Annotated in this window: 13 protein-coding genes; 8 read left to right on the top strand and 5 right to left on the bottom strand. The window is 49.9% G+C overall.

Features of this window, described 5'->3' with window-relative positions:
* Nucleotides 1–467 precede the first annotated feature (467 nt).
* Nucleotides 468–2,285, top strand: coding sequence for a FlgD immunoglobulin-like domain containing protein (locus AB9P05_RS17235; RefSeq protein ID WP_371910077.1), 1,818 nt, complete (start codon nucleotides 468–470; stop codon nucleotides 2,283–2,285).
* Between the two features lie 356 nt (nucleotides 2,286–2,641).
* Complete coding sequence (locus tag AB9P05_RS17230) at nucleotides 2,642–3,052, top strand: UPF0158 family protein (RefSeq protein WP_371910076.1); 411 nt, start codon at nucleotides 2,642–2,644, stop codon at nucleotides 3,050–3,052.
* Between the two features lie 111 nt (nucleotides 3,053–3,163).
* On the opposite strand, the gene AB9P05_RS17225 is transcribed toward AB9P05_RS17230, so the two are convergent.
* Nucleotides 3,164–3,319 carry a pinensin family lanthipeptide gene (locus tag AB9P05_RS17225; protein WP_371910075.1) on the bottom strand — a complete coding sequence of 52 codons (156 nt, stop codon included), beginning with the start codon at nucleotides 3,317–3,319 and terminating at the stop codon, nucleotides 3,164–3,166.
* Between the two features lie 737 nt (nucleotides 3,320–4,056).
* Between AB9P05_RS17225 and AB9P05_RS17220 the strand changes: the two genes are divergently transcribed.
* Nucleotides 4,057–5,817, top strand: coding sequence for a family 43 glycosylhydrolase (locus tag AB9P05_RS17220; protein ID WP_371910074.1), 1,761 nt, complete (start codon nucleotides 4,057–4,059; stop codon nucleotides 5,815–5,817).
* A 515-nt stretch (nucleotides 5,818–6,332) separates the two neighbouring features.
* Here AB9P05_RS17220 and AB9P05_RS17215 read toward each other — a convergent pair.
* From AB9P05_RS17215 to AB9P05_RS17200, 4 genes are all read right to left on the bottom strand, one after another.
* On the bottom strand, nucleotides 6,333–7,553 hold the full coding sequence (locus AB9P05_RS17215) for a lanthionine synthetase LanC family protein (RefSeq protein WP_371910073.1): 1,221 nt from the start codon (nucleotides 7,551–7,553) through the stop codon (nucleotides 6,333–6,335).
* A 3-nt stretch (nucleotides 7,554–7,556) separates the two neighbouring features.
* Nucleotides 7,557–8,546, bottom strand: a complete 990-nt coding sequence (locus AB9P05_RS17210) for a T3SS effector HopA1 family protein (RefSeq protein WP_371910072.1) — start codon at nucleotides 8,544–8,546, stop codon at nucleotides 7,557–7,559.
* Nucleotides 8,543–9,610, bottom strand: a complete 1,068-nt coding sequence (locus AB9P05_RS17205; protein ID WP_371910071.1) for an aminoglycoside phosphotransferase family protein — start codon at nucleotides 9,608–9,610, stop codon at nucleotides 8,543–8,545. Before AB9P05_RS17205 ends, AB9P05_RS17210 begins: the two co-directional genes overlap by 4 nt.
* A gap of 130 nt (nucleotides 9,611–9,740) precedes the next feature.
* On the bottom strand, nucleotides 9,741–10,679 hold the full coding sequence (locus tag AB9P05_RS17200; protein WP_371910070.1) for a hypothetical protein: 939 nt from the start codon (nucleotides 10,677–10,679) through the stop codon (nucleotides 9,741–9,743).
* 499 nt (nucleotides 10,680–11,178) lie between these two features.
* Between AB9P05_RS17200 and AB9P05_RS17195 the strand changes: the two genes are divergently transcribed.
* From AB9P05_RS17195 to AB9P05_RS17175, 5 genes are all read left to right on the top strand, one after another.
* Entirely contained in the window at nucleotides 11,179–14,214 is a 3,036-nt protein-coding gene (locus AB9P05_RS17195) for a fibronectin type III domain-containing protein (protein WP_371910069.1), read from the top strand.
* A 150-nt stretch (nucleotides 14,215–14,364) separates the two neighbouring features.
* The gene (locus AB9P05_RS17190; RefSeq protein WP_371910068.1) at nucleotides 14,365–14,553 is read left to right on the top strand and encodes a pinensin family lanthipeptide; all 189 of its coding nucleotides are present in this window, start codon (nucleotides 14,365–14,367) and stop codon (nucleotides 14,551–14,553) included.
* A 138-nt stretch (nucleotides 14,554–14,691) separates the two neighbouring features.
* A complete protein-coding gene (locus AB9P05_RS17185) occupies nucleotides 14,692–16,545 on the top strand; it encodes a histidine kinase dimerization/phosphoacceptor domain -containing protein (protein ID WP_371910067.1) in 1,854 nt (617 codons plus the stop codon).
* Nucleotides 16,542–17,246, top strand: coding sequence for a LytR/AlgR family response regulator transcription factor (locus tag AB9P05_RS17180; protein ID WP_371910066.1), 705 nt, complete (start codon nucleotides 16,542–16,544; stop codon nucleotides 17,244–17,246). The genes AB9P05_RS17185 and AB9P05_RS17180 overlap by 4 nt, the downstream gene beginning before the upstream one ends.
* A 254-nt stretch (nucleotides 17,247–17,500) precedes the next feature.
* Nucleotides 17,501–17,728, top strand: coding sequence for a pinensin family lanthipeptide (locus tag AB9P05_RS17175; RefSeq protein WP_371910065.1), 228 nt, complete (start codon nucleotides 17,501–17,503; stop codon nucleotides 17,726–17,728).
* Nucleotides 17,729–17,767: the final 39 nt, after the last annotated feature.

Raw genomic sequence — 17,767 nt, 5'->3', positions numbered from 1 at the left:
CGGCGTCTGGCAGAGGGCAGGACAAAGAGCACCGCCGTTTTAGTTCAACGCCTTCTGAACAAGTACGGCGCCCGTTGCACGGCGCCCGTTGCACGGCGCCCGTTGCATGGCGCCCCCCCCCCGTAGGGGTGCAGGCTTTGTAACTAGTTACACCAAAAACGATGGACCCCCTTTAGGGTATAGCCATCAGCCCCGGCCATATATTACCCCAAAGCTAAGGCGTTCACATATAATATATAACAATATAAATTACATTACATAAAGCATAATACAATACAGCTATACTAAGAAATAGCAAAGCCTCATTTCTCCTGTACGAAAATCTATACCCATTAAACTTCACCTGCTTAAGCGAGGTAATTTTTAAGCTTTTTACCAGAAAACATACATTAACCTTACATTAAGCACCAATAGCCAAAAATCCTGCTCACTATATTAAAAGACATTAATTCAATTTTTTAATACCTATGAGAAAGACTTTACTATTATTAATTGGGCTGATCTGCGCAGTTTTCACTGTACATGCCCAAAAAAAGGCAGATGCGCATGTATCCAGGTACATGTCACCGGGAGACCCCAACCTGAACCCTAACTGGAACTGGACAGTAAACGGATCAGGCCATACCATGTACTACTCCACCAGCGGACAAACGCCCACTGCGCTGACTAATGTACAACTCCCTTTTTATACACAGGGTCATACCCTGAACACCTATGAGAAAGACATGTACCCCGAAGACGGCTGGGTACTGGCTTACCGTGACTTCGGCACCCCTACCAGTGCACCCGCTATACCCTTCTTTGTGCTATATAATAAGTACCGTGGTATCTTCCGGGTAATGTGTTATAATGCACCCAACATCAGCGCGAACTATTTTCGTATGGAATTGTCTTTCTGGGACCCTTCCAAATCCGGCGCCTTATTTACCTTTAATGATGAAACCAAGGCGTTTAAAAATAATTATAATGCCTCTGTTATAGAATCCGCAATGGGCACCGTACCGGTATATCGCGGCTGGGCTTATGCCGACTTTACCATGTTCGGTTTTGATCCGGGGCTACACCCCGATGCACGCCTCCGTATGAAATTTTACCAGGTGGATGAGTCGCAGATAAACCTTGCTTCTACTTCTTTCACATTAAATGAAGTAGTCAATGAAGCCACTCCTACAGCCAGCAGGATCACAGGGGGCGATATCGTAGATGCCGTTAATAAAGGGCATAAGTATTATAAGTCTGTGAATAAGGCGAAGAAAGCCCTCCAGGATAAGATTGACAAGACATCCGGCACACCCTGGTGGAAAGGTCCCGCCACAGATCTGATCACAGGTGCAGTAGGTACCATCGCCCCTTATATCGGAGGACTGATGGGGCTCGTAACATCGTTTATCGGCGGCAAGAATGAACAGAAAGTACGGGAGCCTATGAAGTTTGAAGGGGCTATAGAACTACAGGGTACCATCAATAGCGTCACGCCCAGCTTCGATATTGATTTTGCACTAAGTCCAGGCACTCAGATGGCAGATGCCTACAGACCACTGAGAACCATCAAATGGGGCGTGTTTAACCTCAATAACATTCCTGTAGTGGATGAGCACACCATATATGAAGAATTCTACCACAGCTACTGGGGAGAATGCGAAACAGAAGAATCTACCACCCATGATCTGGACAAAAGTACATTCAACTACTCATTTAATACCCAGTCAGGCATGACACTAACCAGTGTAAAAGTAGCCTACACATATAGACGTAAAGCGCCCACTTCCTATTATAACATAGCCACTCAGGATGTGTCAGCTTTCTCATATTATTACAACGGATTTAGCTCACCCGGGCCTAACGGCATAGCAGTTGAGCTTACCCTTTCCATTAATTCACCCACCCGCTATAGTGATGATGAACTGGTGGTGTACAAGGTATACCCCTACTCATCCAACAGCACCTACCAGGTGATCGGCGATTGTAACCCCTATGGATACAGGCTAGGCACTGAACAGCCCGTGCTGGCCCCCGGTGAGTTTATGGTGAGCCCTAACCCTATCAAAGACAAGGGCGCCCAACTTACTTTCAGGATAGAAAAGGAAGGGCACTACACGCTCAATATCCTGGATGTACAGGGAAGAGAGATTGCTACGCTCGTGGATGACAACAGGAAAGGGGGGATACATACGGTAAGGTGGAACGGAAATGATGCCAGAGGGAAAATGCTGAGACCCGGCCTGTATCATTACCTGCTAAACGGACCGGACGGCTCCTTTTCAGGAAAAATCGTAAAGGACTAAATGCTATTCTCTTATCTACCGGCCGGTAACCGGCAGAGACGTTAAAGAGAAATAGACAACCAGATACTGACCGGCAGGGGGCTTACCTCCTACCGGTCTTTTTTTTGCTTACTCATAGTCATTTCATCATAAGCCTGTTTTTACTGCTACCTCCTGGCAGGTACCTGTCACTCATAATCATGGGCTTATGACGGATTTAATTTAATCCGCTGCTATATTAGCATAGGCATAAGGCATGGGTACAGCCCTTTCCGGGTATCGTCTCATCATTCCCTTACCTGCTTAGAATCACCTTCTATAATTTGTATCTGATTTTGATGGGTGATTGTATAATTAGGTCCCTACTAATGAAGCCAATGGAACTGACAAGAGAGCAAGCCTGTGACATAGGAGAAAACCTGGAAATGGGTATGGAATGCTATGTCCACAAAACCACTAAAGCCATAGAGATGCTACCGGATGAAAGAAACATATACTATGAGCCGGAAGAGTGGCAGGAGATAATAGACAAGGTGAAAAAGGAGGAGGAGAACTACACAAAGTTTAGCCCTATGAATTCAAATGACGCGTTTAAAGTCATGGAAGACTTTGCCTGTTCACTGCCTGAGGGCCGGGTCAGGTATGACCTTCTCGACATACTGTCAGATCGTAAACCCTTTGCTAATTTTAACAGCTACGTTCAGAGCGGACCGCTTCGCAATAAATGGTTTGCTTTTAAAAGGGGAGCATACATTGATTATGTGCTGGCAGAGGCAAAACGCCTTTAGTGGTCTGAATTAATCCAACATGAAATAGGATTGGAGCTCCGGCAAAGGGATCGCCTGCTAAGATAAAAAAAGAGACTGCCTTTTGGGACAGTCTCTTAGCAAATTTATGCCTTAGGCGACGGTGAAATCTTCTGTACAGCAGTGTGACCAGTACCCTTTAGTAAGTACTGTAGGTACTTCTGCATCTTTTGCACCACCCCTGATATTAGATTCTGTTACAAAGCTCTCAATGTTAAGAGACTCGAGGTTCATTTTAGTCTTTTTCATAATAAGTTATTTAAATATATACACGAAAATAAATTACATACTCAAACATAACGGGTCGTAGATGAGGTGAATATAAAATTTCTACCGGCTATCTCCGCGGTTTTTAGTGGGTATGCTCATAAAGTATGATATAAGGTTACATGTTTCGCTCACCGGTAATTAGTAAAGATACTCACCGGGCTGACGGCATAGCCAGTGGCCAAAAACAGATCCGCGTATCCTTTCCCGGCCCTGCGCTCTATCACTCGCGCATCTGCGTTCGAAAATTCCTGCTGAGATGCGCGATGGCGTTTGAAGGAATTCAAGGGACATTTCCTCCAACAAAAACGCAGCCTCAGCCTGCATTTACCCGGCGGGCCTGCCGGCCTCTGCCCTGGGCATGTGCATGCCATCAAATTAAGCTCCTGTTTTGCCTATTATAAATGAATTGTTTCCAAATCGAACCTGCCTCCAGCATGTCCGAATCACTTCGGTACTACCCCACGCATCTTATTTGAAAAATTCCTGAAAAGATGCGCGATGACGTTTGAAGGAATTCAAAGGGTATTTTATCCAACACAGAGAGCGGCACCAGGCTTCTTTCTATACCGCGGGCCGGTCGGCCACTCCCCTATGCATGAGGTGCCCGCCCCTTGCACCCTACCCTATTTGCAGCTATATTGACAACAACCAGCAGCACAAGTGAGGAATACGGGCCCCGCTTGTACTGCGCTGATTGTATTATCCATTTTTTGATTATGAAAGTGAATACCCCCTTTGCTAAGGCCCGTACCACCCTACACCTGGCAGCCACCGCTTTAAGCTGCCTTATCATCACCCTGGCTACCCACCGCGCTACGGCTCAGCAAGCCACTTATTGCAATCCCGTAGACCTGGACTATACCTACATGGTAGTCAACTCGCATAAAAATATCTCTTACCGCTCGGGGGCCGATCCGGCTGTAGTGGGCTTTCGCGGCGCGTACTACATGTTCGTGACGCGGTCCATGGGCTACTGGCACTCTAAGGACATGACAGAGTGGGAGTTTGTAGACCCCGAAAAGTGGTACTTTCAGGGGTCTAACGCTCCCGCCGCTTTTAACTATAAGGATTCGGTACTCTACGTAACCGGTGACCCCTCCGGCATCATGAGCCTGCTCTATACAGACAACCCTAAAAAAGGAGACTGGAAGGCCGTGCCCGCCATACTCTGGAACCTGCAGGATCCGGCCTTTTTCATAGATGATGACGGGCGCTCCTTTATCTTCTGGGGCTCGTCTAACGTGCACCCTATCCGCGGCTATGAGCTGGACACCAGGCAACGCTTTATCCCCAAGGGAGAAACCGTCGAGTTCTTTACGCTGGAAGAGGATAAGCACGGCTGGGAGCGCTTCGGGGAAAACCACAACCACCCTACCCTCGACGGCTATATGGAAGGCGCCTGGCTCACCAAACACAAAGGTACCTACTACATGCAGTATGCCGCCCCCGGCACGGAGTGGGACACATACGCCGATGGCGTCTATACCTCAGATGATCCGCTGGGCCCCTACACCTACGCACCTAATAATCCCATAAGCTACAAGCCGGGCGGATTCATCAATGGTGCAGGCCACGGCAGCACCGCAGAGGGGCCGGGCGGACAGTACTGGCACTTCGGCACCATGGCCATCTCCGTAAACTACAAGTTCGAAAGGCGCGTGGGGCAGTTTCCCGCCTTCTTTGATGCAGACGGCCTTATGCACGTAAATACAGCCTATGGAGACTACCCGCACTATGCACCGTCTGACCCTGACCGGCAGGGGGCCTTTACGGGCTGGATGCTGCTCTCTTACAATAAGCCCGTAACAGCTTCCTCCACACGGGGCGACTTTGCCCCACCGCACGTGAATGATGAGGACGTACAGTCCGTATGGGTACCGGAAGCGGACGACGAAGCTCCATGGGTGGAGATAGACCTGGGCGAAAAAAGCACCATACGCGCCGTGCAGGTAAACTATAACGACTACGAGTCGGACATCTACGGCCGGCAGGACAGCCTCTACCATCAGTATGTGATAGAGGCCTCCCTGGATGGACAAACCTGGCGCGCCCTGGTGGATAAAAGCGATAACTACGAGGACGTGCCCAATGACTATACGGAACTGTCACAGCCGGCAGAGGCGCGCATGATACGCTTTCGCAGCCTGCACGTGCCTACCCAAAACCTCGCCGTATCGGGCTTGCGCATCTTTGGCAAAGGCGCAGGCAAGACCCCCGCCATGGTGAAGGGCTTCGGGGCAGACCGTGACAGGGACCGGCGCAATGTCACCCTAAGCTGGAACAAGGTAAAAGGGGCACAAGGCTATAATGTACGCTGGGGCATCGCCGAAGATAAGCTGTATAATGCCTACCTGGTATATGATAAAAACGACCTGGAGCTACGCAGCCTCAATACCGACCAGGAGTATTACTTCACAGTAGAGGCATTTAATGAAAATGGTGTGGGCAAGGCTTCTAAGATGATACATACGGACTAAGGCGGGGCTAAGCAAATGGTGTAATTAGCACGATGTAACTGCTCAATAAAGTCTTCTGCCAGCTCCTCCGAAAGTCGGACCACCGAAAGTCGGACCTCCCGAATGCGGGCCAGCGAAAGTCGGACCCCGAAAGTCGGACCACCGAAAGTCGGACCACCGAATGCGGGCCCAGCGAAAGTCGGACCCCGAAAGTCGGACCACCTCTATATAATCACAGGAAGGGAATTGGGGCATAGCTTGACGGCTGTGTCTCCCTGAAGAGCCGTCCCACATTGTGGGAAATGAGAAAGCGTAAAAGCGTGGTCTCATAAGGGCAATAGCGGTCAGGTTGGTTCGTATGAGCTAAAAGGAGTTCAGTCCCATCGGGACGTTGCCTTTGTAGCTCGATAAACCGAAGCGACCATAAGTGCCGTAGGCACGCAGCCTTCACTCGCAGAAAGGCAAATAGCATCAGAGCCATTCTTAACCGGCCGGCTGTGTATTGTCATGCGCAAGTTAGTATGCTCTGCTGCCGGCTAGATCAATAAGCCCGGGAAAGTTGCCGGATCTGCTGTCCGTAATAACTGATACCCGATGCCCGCATTACCCAGCATAAAGCCTGCGGTCTCTTTGCCATTATTAAATCCGGAAAGCCAGGGGAGATCATTTTGTCTAACAATATGCACAATGCCGGTAGCTATTGACCGGGCATCCTGCAGCAGGCCATCATCCTCCAGTACCTCTGCAGCATACACCAGGAGTTCTGCATTACCTAACATGCCGTGGCATAAGCTGAAGTTGCCGTTTTTACTTTGTAACGTGTATTGTAAATGCTGTTTAGTGGATGATACTGCCGTATTTAGGTCATTGGAGTATTTATCCGTCTGAAGATTACGCGCCAGATGTACCCGTGTGAGGCCAATACCGGGGGCCCCATGGCACCAGGCCATCATACTGCCAGGCTTCCATTCCTCTTTCTTTTCCAGATACCGGTAGTCTATCCAGTTATTTTGCTCCTTGCTATAGGATCTGTTTTCATACGCAATAGCCTTTTCTGCCGCCTCTTTCCACTCCGGATTATCGTCATGTGCATACAGTTCGCTAAAGATAGCGCCAATACCGCTTACCCCGTGGGCCAGCCCTGTGAGGTCCTGTACCTGCTTTTCCACCGTGCGCCAGGATAGCAGGTTGTCCTGCTCATGACGTGTAGCCCGGGCAAGGAGTTTACCGCCTAGTTGCCTGCTATGAACAAGGAAACGCTCTTCGCCGGATATCTGGTACGCCAGCAGCAGCACCTTCAGTATGCCGGCCAGACCGCCAATTATGTCCGTTTCCGTGGTTTTCTCTGCATTGTCAGCATACCGGTCAGCCAGCTCCAGGCCCCGCGCTACCAATGCCTCATCATCCAGCAGCCTGCCACAATGCAGGTAAGCAAAGGGCACTCCATACACGCCCGTATGCAGGCCATACCTTCCCTGCCGGTCAAAGTCATCAGCCGAACCTGTTGCCTGCACAAGTGCTCCTCTGGCGGTGTGCCGGTAGATAGCATTTCCGGTCTGTTTATATAATGCAGCCAGAAATACGGAGATGCCACTGGTACCCGTATACCAGTCACCTTTTAGTGATATAAACTGCTCTGAGGCACCTTCGGCCTGCCTGGTCACCCATGTGCAGGCATCCTTATGCCAAAGGGCCGAGAGGCAAAGCTCGTCCCCTATCTGCCGGGCGGTATCAGTTAATATATTATTATGTTGCATTGGCTATAGGAAAGAATAATGAAATCCGGACCGGGGATTTCGATAAATGTGAGATGGGCTGTAACCACCACTGTTCAGATGATCGAGGAAGCAATCGTATAGCCCGGAGAAGCCGGCCTTCGCTGTCACCTGTTCATATAATGCCTGGGCCAGTATATGCATTCTGGTCATACCAAAGCTTTCATTCGTATCGGGGTTTTCAGCAAATGAAATACCTCTGGATAGCCGGTGGGTAAACATTGGTGACAGATCGCGTACAAATGGATCCAGCCCCGGCCGCAGACTCTCTATTATATAACTAACCACCTGAGCATGCTGTGACGCCACATAGAGCACGGCCGTATCACAGCGACCAAAGTCATGGCGCTGCCGGATACACTTAAAGTGAAAGGGTACGGCATGACTGTTGAAAACGGAAGAAAGCGCATGGACCAGCCGGGGCATCCCTTCAGGGACTATATTAAAATAAAACCTTACGGCACCCACCGGGTATTTCAGATAGGGCGTTTCGCTGAATACATGATAGAATATACTTTTATCATCAAAATACTCTGTCTGATTATATACATTAATACACTCATTAAAAGCATATGATGGCTTTTGATTGCCAGAGGTACCTGCTATTTCGTGAGAGTAAAAAAAGTTACTCTGATTACGCCGTTCGGCAAAAACACCGTTGTTTTCACCAAGGGATTGCGTCACAAACCAGTTATGGCTTACACCCGGCTTCCCGGTATTAGCAGCCCTGAGCTCTTCCAGGAGATCCGCCTGCATGTGCCCGTATGAATCAGTATGACCCAGGTGCGTATTTTTGCAATAATAGGCGAAGTATAAGGCATTGGCTAATTGCTGTAAGGCCTTTTTCTCATCATCTTCCGGTGAGTAGGGCGGCAGGTATTTTCCGTCCTTTCCATAGGGTATGAGCAATACATCATTTTCCAGCCGCAGCGATTGCGCTATTTTTTGAATATGTTCCTTTATATACTCACTCATGACATCAGAAGGTTCACCGTTTCTACCGGCTTATCCATTACATTAAAGCATAGCTGCAGGATACGTACCAGCTCCACATCTATTTTATCTCTGCCCTTGGTAGCCTCCAGGCAGGTCTGTATCATCCGCATGGCACCAAATCGGAACGCCAGGTAATAATTCGCAGATTTTTCTGTAGGAGAATATCCTTGAAAAGTTGAATAGGTGTGCCAGAAATCATCTATGATCCCCTGCATGGACTTAAGTTCCGCCAGGCTTTCCGGCGAGTCCTTCTGTGTATTTTTAAACGCCCACTTGGATATATAACTCTGAAAGAAGCCGCCAATATCCCAAAGGGGATCGCCATAGTCGGCCATCTCCCAGTCTATAAGCTTCATAGATTCACCTCCCTCATCCCACTTTACCAGAAAATTCACCCACTTAATATCACCGTGGATGAGCGTGTTAAACCTGTACTCGCTTTTCAGTTGATTGATATGCGATACAAAAACGCTTTGCGACTGGATAAGCCTGATAAGCTCCTTGCCTGCGGGGCTGTCGGCTGTATAGTTTTCCGGATCTACTTTAGCAATATGAAAAATCCACGGCTTTCTGTTTCTGAGATAATGACCAGCTACTTCCCTAGTTAAATAGTGGCGGCTGTCCTGGTGCAGATGAAATAGTATAGTGGCTATTTCCCCGCCTGTATTTTCAGGAAACTTCAGGTAGCGATTATAATATGTGTCCAGGTCCTTATAACCATCCAGGTACTCCAATACTAATACGCGGCTTGTCTGATCATAATGCTTGAAACCAGGTACAAAGTGACCTATATGCTTCAGTGCGTCTACCTGCCCAAACCACTTATATACATGTGATTCTACCTGTATAGACTCCACCTTTTCCACATCCTGCTGCCGTATTTGTTTTACGATCAGCGACTGATCTGTGCAACTGATCCGGTAGTTACGGTTCCTGCTGGGTATAAACGAACAGCTATAGTTACCTGCCACCACATCTTCCGGGGCTATCAGTTCATTTTTTATGAGGTAGAGGTGTACGTTTGATGTATTTAATATGATCATCGGATAAAAGCCCCGGCTGGTCCGGGGCTTTATAATGTTTAGTTTTTAGAAAAAATACCCGGCACACCCCCATGCCATGTTGCCGTTCATCGTTCTCTGCGACAGGCAAGCCGGTGTGCTTATGGTTGCCCTACCGTGGCATATTCATCGGGCAGAAGGAGGCAGAGCTTTTGCATACCCAGCCATTCGTACATCGACCTTCGGTCCAGCAGTTGCCGTCACGCGTGGTATCGCATATCCCGCCACCGTTGGTATACTGCATCTGCATACCCTGGCCCGGCGTATTCAGCGGACAGAAAGAGGCAGAGCTTTTGCATACCCAGCCGTCTGTACATTTGCCCTCTGTCCAGCAGTTGCCGTCACGCGTGGTATCGCATATCCCGCCGCCGTTGGTATACTGCATCTGCATGCCCTGGCCCGGCGTATTCAGCGGACAGAAAGAGGCAGAGCTTTTGCATACCCAGCCGTCTGTACATTTGCCCTCTGTCCAGCAGTTGCCGTCACGCGTGGTATCGCATATCCCGCCACCGTTGGTATATTGCATCTGCATACCCTGGCCCGGCGTATTCATCGGGCAGAAAGAGGCAGAGCTTTTGCATACCCAGCCGTCTGTACATTTACCCTCTGTCCAGCAGTTGCCGTCACGCGTGGTATCGCATATCCCGCCACCGTTGGTATATTGAGCCTGCATGCCGCCGCCTTTTTCCGCCGTGCTTTCTGCGCTGAAGCCTGCCACCATGTCGCCTTCAAAAAGCTTCGACTTAGCCCGGTCTTCACTGGCCGGATTGCCAAAGATGAACTCGGTGTCCTTTTTAACCCAAAGATAGCTTCCGCCCATAGGTGAAATACGCTCTGGTATAGGCGCGGTATGCAATATGCCCGAATTGGGAATATCCATGAACTTCTTCAGCGAAATATCCTCGTACAAACGAACGTGATCATTCTCAGACGATTCTCCAACAAATCCGGAAAGCAACTCAAAGGCTTCCGGCTGTCCGGGGTTCGCAATAATCTTCCCAATAAAGTCGTCCAGCTTCACGGATTGACGACCCGATTGACTTTTTGCCATAGTCTAATTTTTTTAATAAAGGATTTATAGGAATCCGGGTGCATGCATGATACACTCAGACTTTACCTAATGGTTTGGGAAGAGGAATTATAACCGGTAAGACCCCATTTTTTTATAGATTGCTTTCTTCCAGCAATAGTCTGCTTTGACTAACAAACTAAGCGTCAGGGCCAAAATAGGAGTAGCTGCCAAGTCAGCATGCAGGTAAGAGAAAGATTAATGAAGGGGGAATAACTCCGTAGCATCATATAAGCCGTAGTGCCGCCGCTCAAATAATGTGATAACCGATCACACCCCTATATCACCATCCGGATTTTCAATAAACCTGGTAACAATTTCTTAACACAAAAACCCGGTAGCTAACAAGTGTTTGCGAGTTTTGAGGGCTGAATTCATTCTATTCGCCCGTTATTATTAAAATAAGGGTAACATTGTTTCATGCAAAATAAAATTTGGTTTGGATATTTTCGCGGAAATTTTCGACCCAAATTTCAACTGGATGAAACTCAAATTCTACTCTATCTTATTGGCCATGCTGGTTGTGCTGCAGGCACAGGCCCAGACCACCCTTCTGAACGAAGGCTTTGGTAGCGGCCTGGGCGTGATGACGCCCTACAACGCCACCGGTGCACAGGTGTGGACTACCGCCAACTATGGCTCCCCTGCCCCCTGTGGCTATATGACTGGTTATAGTGGTACGCAGAATACCAACGAGGACTGGCTCATCTCTCCCCCTCTTGACTTCAGCGACATGGCAGAGGTTTCCCTGTCATTCATTGAGGCCATCAATTATGAATCTAATGTATCGGCTAATTGCCAGATACTTATCTCTACTACTTACAGCGGTTCCGGCGATCCTGCCAATGCCTCATGGAGCACGGTGAATATGCCCGCCCGCTCGGCTGGTAATAGCTGGAGCTTTGTGGCATCAGGCGATGCCGACCTGAGCAGCTATGCCGGCCAGACCGGTGTATACGTAGCCCTGCGCTACCTCTCTACCACCACCTCTGCCGGTACGTGGGAGATAGACAACCTGGCCGTAACGGGTACCAGCCTGACCGCTGCCGCCTCTCCTGCCATCAGCAGCATCTCACGTAGCCCCAGCGGTAATGTGACAGCAAGTGACAACGTGAGCATCTCTGCCACCATCACAGATGATGTATCGGTTTCCTCCGCTACCCTGCTATGGGGTACCAGCTCAAGCAACCTGAACAACAGCCTGAGCATGAGCAATGGCCCGCAGAGCAGCTACTCAGCTACTATCCCTGCCCAGCCTAACGGTACTACCGTATTCTACCAGGTATCTGCCACCGACGGTGACAGCAATACCACCACCTCTGCCATGCAGAGCTATGCGGTAAAAGCAGACGTATTCGACGTAGTAACGTACAACATCGAGTGGCTGGGTGCCCCCGGCAAGGCCGGCCTGAGCATGAGCCGTGACGAGCAGCTTACCGCTGCCGCCCAGGACATACTGGATGCCAGCGCGGACATTTATGCCCTGCAGGAAATCGTGATAGACGATGTAAACGGTGACGCCCTGGCTGACCTGCTTACCAAACTGAACAGCATGGACAACAGCGATAGCTGGGCCGGCGGATACAATCAGTATTTCTCTTACTGGTGGAATCCTGATTTTGCAAATTTCCCTGCACAGCGCCAGGCATTTGTATACCGTACCTCTACCGTTAGCAATGTAAGCTTTACTACCCTGCTTACGGATGTGGTACTTAGCGGTGACAGCCGTTTCGGTAGCGGCCGCCTGCCCTTTATGATGACGGCTACCGTAACCATTGACGGTTCATCGTCAGCCGTACGCCTGGTAGACCTGCACCTGAAGTGCTGCACCGGCGGAGCTACGCGCCGCCTGGAGTCTATGCAGACACTGGTAGCGGAACTGAATGCTACCTATAGCAATGACAACATGATCGTACTGGGTGACTTAAACGTAGCCGACAACGGTGGAGCTACCGGTGAGATTTCTACCTGGGGTGTGTATGACGACCTGGATAACGACACTGAGGCGGACTACTTCCACGCTGCCGGTGCCAAAACTGACCAGTCATTCTACGACATAGACCATATCCTGCTTTCTAATGAGCTGGCCGATGAGTTTGCTGCCGCTCCTGCAAACGTACAGAACAAGCAACTTCCTACGCGGGTATCTGATCACTTCCCCATCCTTACCTCTATGGTGCTCAATGGCGGAACGGTTACTCCTGACACGGAAGCTCCTGCAGTTCCTTCCGGCCTTTCGGCTGCTAACGTAACGGCAGGCGGCTTTACCCTGAGCTGGAATGCTTCTACGGATAATGTAGGCGTAACAGGGTATGATGTATACCAGAATGGCAGCCTGATAGGTTCTGCCGCTTCTACCTCATACAACGTAAGCGGCCTGAATGCTTCTACCACGTACCTGTACAAAGTAGCGGCTAAGGATGCTGCCGGTAACGTATCGGCGCAGAGTCCACAGCTAAGTGTAACTACGGCAAGCGCTCCTGTGGCAGACACACAAGCGCCTACCACACCTGCCGGCCTTACCGTATCTAACGTAACGTCTACTGACTTTACCCTTGGCTGGACGGCTTCTACGGATAATGTAGGCGTAACGGGATATGATGTGTTCCAGAACGGTGTGCTGATAGGCTCTACTGCAGCTACGTCATACAACGTAACGGGTCTGAGTGCTTCTACCACCTATCTGTACAAAGTGGCTGCCAAAGATGCGGCGGGCAACGTATCAGCCCAGAGCTCACAGGTAAGCGTAACTACCCAGGCGGCTCCTGCGGGTCCTTCAGTGATCATCTCTGAGTACATCGAAGGTTCTTCTTATAACAAAGCCATCGAGATCACTAACCTGGGTACGAGCAGCATTGACCTGGCCAACTACACGATCAAGCGCCAGGTGAACGGTGCCGGCGCATGGGACAACGGCCTTACCCTGAGCGGCACACTCGCTGCAGGTGGGGTATACGTCATCGTAAACAACCAGGCGAAGAAGCAAATGAAGCGCGTGGCTAACCTGACTACGTCAGATGCTACCATGAGCTTTAACGGTAACGACCCTGTAGGCCTGTTTGAAAACGGCGTGCTGATCGACATCGTAGGTACTTATAACGGTGGTTCAGGCAACTTTGCACAGGACGTAACGCTGGTACGTAATGGCAGCGTTACGGGTGGTAATGTTACTTATACCACCACAGAGTGGGCCGTATTTACCACAGATACATTTAACGATCTGGGTAAGCACACCTACAGCACAGCCCGCTTCTCTGCTCCCGAAGAGACCTTTAGTGCAGCGACTTTCAGCGCCTACCCTAACCCGGTAATGGCTTCTGAGGCTCTCACTGTGGTATCTGAGGTGGCTAGTGAGGTAACCATTACATTATATGATGTAAATGGCCGCGTACAGTTTGCCGTACCTGCCACGGGTAGCCGCACAGAGCTGTCTCTGAACGGACTGCGCCCCGGCGTTTACATGCTTTCTGTACAGGATGCTGACACGGTTAAAACCGAGCGTATCATAGTGAGATAACCTCACAGGCAAAACGCTGATCTATAGAAAAAGCCCCTGGCTGCTTATGCGGTCAGGGGCTTTTTTATTACTAAGTCGATACTTTTAGTATCTTTAAGTAAATGTGGGCACCGGCTCACATACCATATTTCATTAAAAACCATCAGATTTATGAAAGCCAAAAAACTAAAACTCAGTGACCTGGAGATCAGTAGCTTCGTGACTGCCATCGAAAAAGACGTGAAAGCGGGCGCGCAGGCGCTACAGCCGGGCCAGGAACTGGACCCCGTGGAAGAGTCGGGCTGGCATACCTGCAAAAGCCACCTGTATACAGAGTGCTGTACCTTCCCCGGTTGTTAATAATATAATCAGAGCCTGTCCCACCGGACAGGCTTTTTTGTTTGCCAATCAGGGTATAGGTGAGGTAATTGATTCATACCCAAGAGGGTTACTAAATGCAAATCAATCAATAAATGACAGGTATAACAGTGACTCCGAATGGCTGTCTTGCGCATTTTTTCCTATTCCTCCTTCCTTGGCCTGTGCCTGTTACTGGTCGGGGCAGGATACCGCGCAGAAGGCAGACAGCAGCCCCAAATAGATAGCCTGCTATACACGCTCGAGGCTACGGGTGGGGACTCTGTACGCCAGGTAATCTGTAGTGAACTGGCCTGGGAGTATTCTTACGTATCGGCAGATACCGGCCTGCTCTATGCCCGGCAGGCGCTGGCACTGGCAGAGGACCTGAAGGATACCGTAGCACTGGCCACAGCCTGGGGCATGATGGGCATAAACCTGGACATCATGGGCATACAGGATAAAGCCATAGAAGCGCACTTTAACTCGCTCACTCTCTGGAAGGTACTTAAAGACGAAACGCAACAGTCCATTGCGCTCAACAACATCGGCATCATATACTCGCAGCGGAAGGAATATCATAAAGCGATGCCCTACCTGATGGATGCCCTGGCCATAGACCGGCAAATGGGTGAAACGCTTAACGAGGCCGGTTCCCTGGTGAACATAGGCATCATATATCATAAAATGCACAAGCCTGATTCTGCCCTGATGTATTATAACGAAGGGCTGGCCCTGCAACTGGAGATAGAAGACAGCACGCACCTGTCTGTCACCTATGTATCTATAGGAAATATATACCTGGACTGGCAGCAGCTTGATACGGCGGAATCATACTTTCTCACCGCCATGACGCTGAATGGCGAACACATAAACCCGCAATACAATACCACTATCACGGGCAACCTGAGCCATATCTATATACTAAGAAAAAACTACACGAAAGCCCTTGAGTATGCCAGCAAGGCGCTGGACATGGCACGTAAGTCTAACACACTGCGTGACGAGATGGAGGCACTTTACTACCAGGTGGAAGCCTATGAGCACCTGGGCGAACCGGCGCAGGCATTGGCCGCACATAAACAATACGCATCAATAAGGGACTCGCTGAACAACCTGGAGACCAGCCGGCAGATACACGAGATAGAGAACAGGTATAAGGTAAATGAAAAGGAGCAGCAGATTGCGCTGTTGCATACCACCACCCAGCTACAGCAGGCGAGAATAAGCCAGCAGGCCCGGTCTACGCGCTACCTGGTGGTGCTGGCCCTGCTGGGAGCCGCGGGGGCCCTTACAGGGCTGGTGCTGTACCGCACCAAAAAGCAGCATGCCCAGACACTGGATGAGAAAAATAAGCTGATAAGCCGGGCACTGGGTGAAAAGGAGGTACTTATGAAGGAAATCCATCACCGGGTAAAAAACAACCTGCAGATCGTATCCAGCCTTCTCTTTTTACAATCTCAGCATGTGGAAAACGTGCAGGCACGCCACGCCATAAACGAGGGGCGCAACCGGGTGAAATCTATGGCGCTGCTGCACCAAAAGCTCTACCAGGGCAGTGACCTGAGGGCCGTTAATATCCTGGAGTATACCCACAACCTGGTGGCTAACCTGCAGGAATGCTACCCGGAGCCACTGGCTAATATAGCCATAGCCATACAGGTGCCGGACACAGAGCTTGATGTGGATGCCACGATACCTTTAGGCCTTATCATAAATGAACTGGTGACAAACGCAATCAAACACGGATTTGAAAAGGGACAGCCGGGCTGCATTGAGATACTTTTGCAAACCGAAGACGGGGAGTACCACCTGAGTGTCCGGGACAACGGCCGGGGCCTGCCGCCGGATTTCGACATGGATAAAGCAGGCAGCTTTGGTATGAGCCTGGTGCAGGCGCTGGCCAAAAAGCTAAATGCCTGCCGCACCATTACTGATAATGGAGGGGTATGTGTAACCCTTACTTTTCCCACCCCAATGAATGATACTATATGAGCCGCTACCGCATAGCCGTAATAGAGGATGAGCCCATCATTGCCAGTGAAATAGAGATGCACCTGCGCATGCTGGGCTACGACGTATCAGGCGTATACCACTCGGCCGGTGAGGCCAGCCTTGGACTGCAAAGCAGCCCGCCGGACCTGGCTCTTGCGGATGTACACTTGGGCAACGAAGAGACGGACGGCATAGACCTGATCGAAAGACTGAAGCCAGCTTACCCGGTGGTCTTTCTCACCTCCTACGGCGACGAACATACCATACAGCGTGCCCGGCAAACGAATCCGGCAGGCTATATCATCAAGCCTTTTGACGAGCGCGACCTGCGGTCGGCCGTCAGCATCGCCCTGCATAACGCAATCCGTAAAGCGGATGTAAACGATGGACCGGAGGATATTTTCGTGAAGGACAGGGACCAGCTTGTCAGGATTACCTGCCGGGATATATTATGGATTGAGGCCTGTGATAATTATACCTACATTAAAACCACCGGCCAGAAATACCTTATATGCTCCACGCTGAAAAAGGTGGGTGAAAAACTCCGGCAGCCCTGCTTTTGCCGGATACACCGCTCCTATATCATCAATATGGACGGCATAAGCAGCATAAGCGAATCTCATGTGGTCATTAATTCCTTTAAGCTACCTATCGGCAAAACGTACCGCGGGCCATTCATGCAAAAGCTGGCCCTGATCTAGCCATATTATGAGCTTAGTTGGCATAGCTAAGCGTAATTCCCCTCCCGGGGGAGAGGTCCGACTTTCGGGGACAGATTAGAAAACGTTCCAGCGTTTTCTAATCAGGGGAGGGCATGCATTGCAGAATGCTTATTTCTTTCCCTATGTAAACAGATGCCTTCACTAAGCGCTGGGTTACCTTCACTAAAAAAGGCTTTTTGCTATGGCGTAATAGCATGATATTCAAGTACATCATTAAAATTTACGCGACATATATGAAAAGAAAGTTAGAAACCCTTCGCATCACCAGTTTTGTGACTGACCTGAACCCTCATACGTCCAAAACAATAGCAGGAGGAGCCTCACTGGGCTGTAAAATGGAGGCCGAACCGTTGCCAGGCACCTGGCTATGCCCCAGCGTAAACAGGTGCCCATCGGTGAATGGCTATACCTGCCCTATAGATGACGGGCCAAAGCCTGAAGGGCCATTGCCTAAATTTTAAAGGCCACCGGGCCCCAAAAAGGGCCCGGCATACGTACCA

The sequence above is a fragment of the Roseivirga sp. BDSF3-8 genome (assembly GCF_041449215.1).
GTDB lineage: Bacteria > Bacteroidota > Bacteroidia > Cytophagales > Cyclobacteriaceae > JBGNFV01.
Note: the sequence above shows the minus strand (reverse complement) of the source record. Positions and strands in the feature narration are given on the sequence as shown.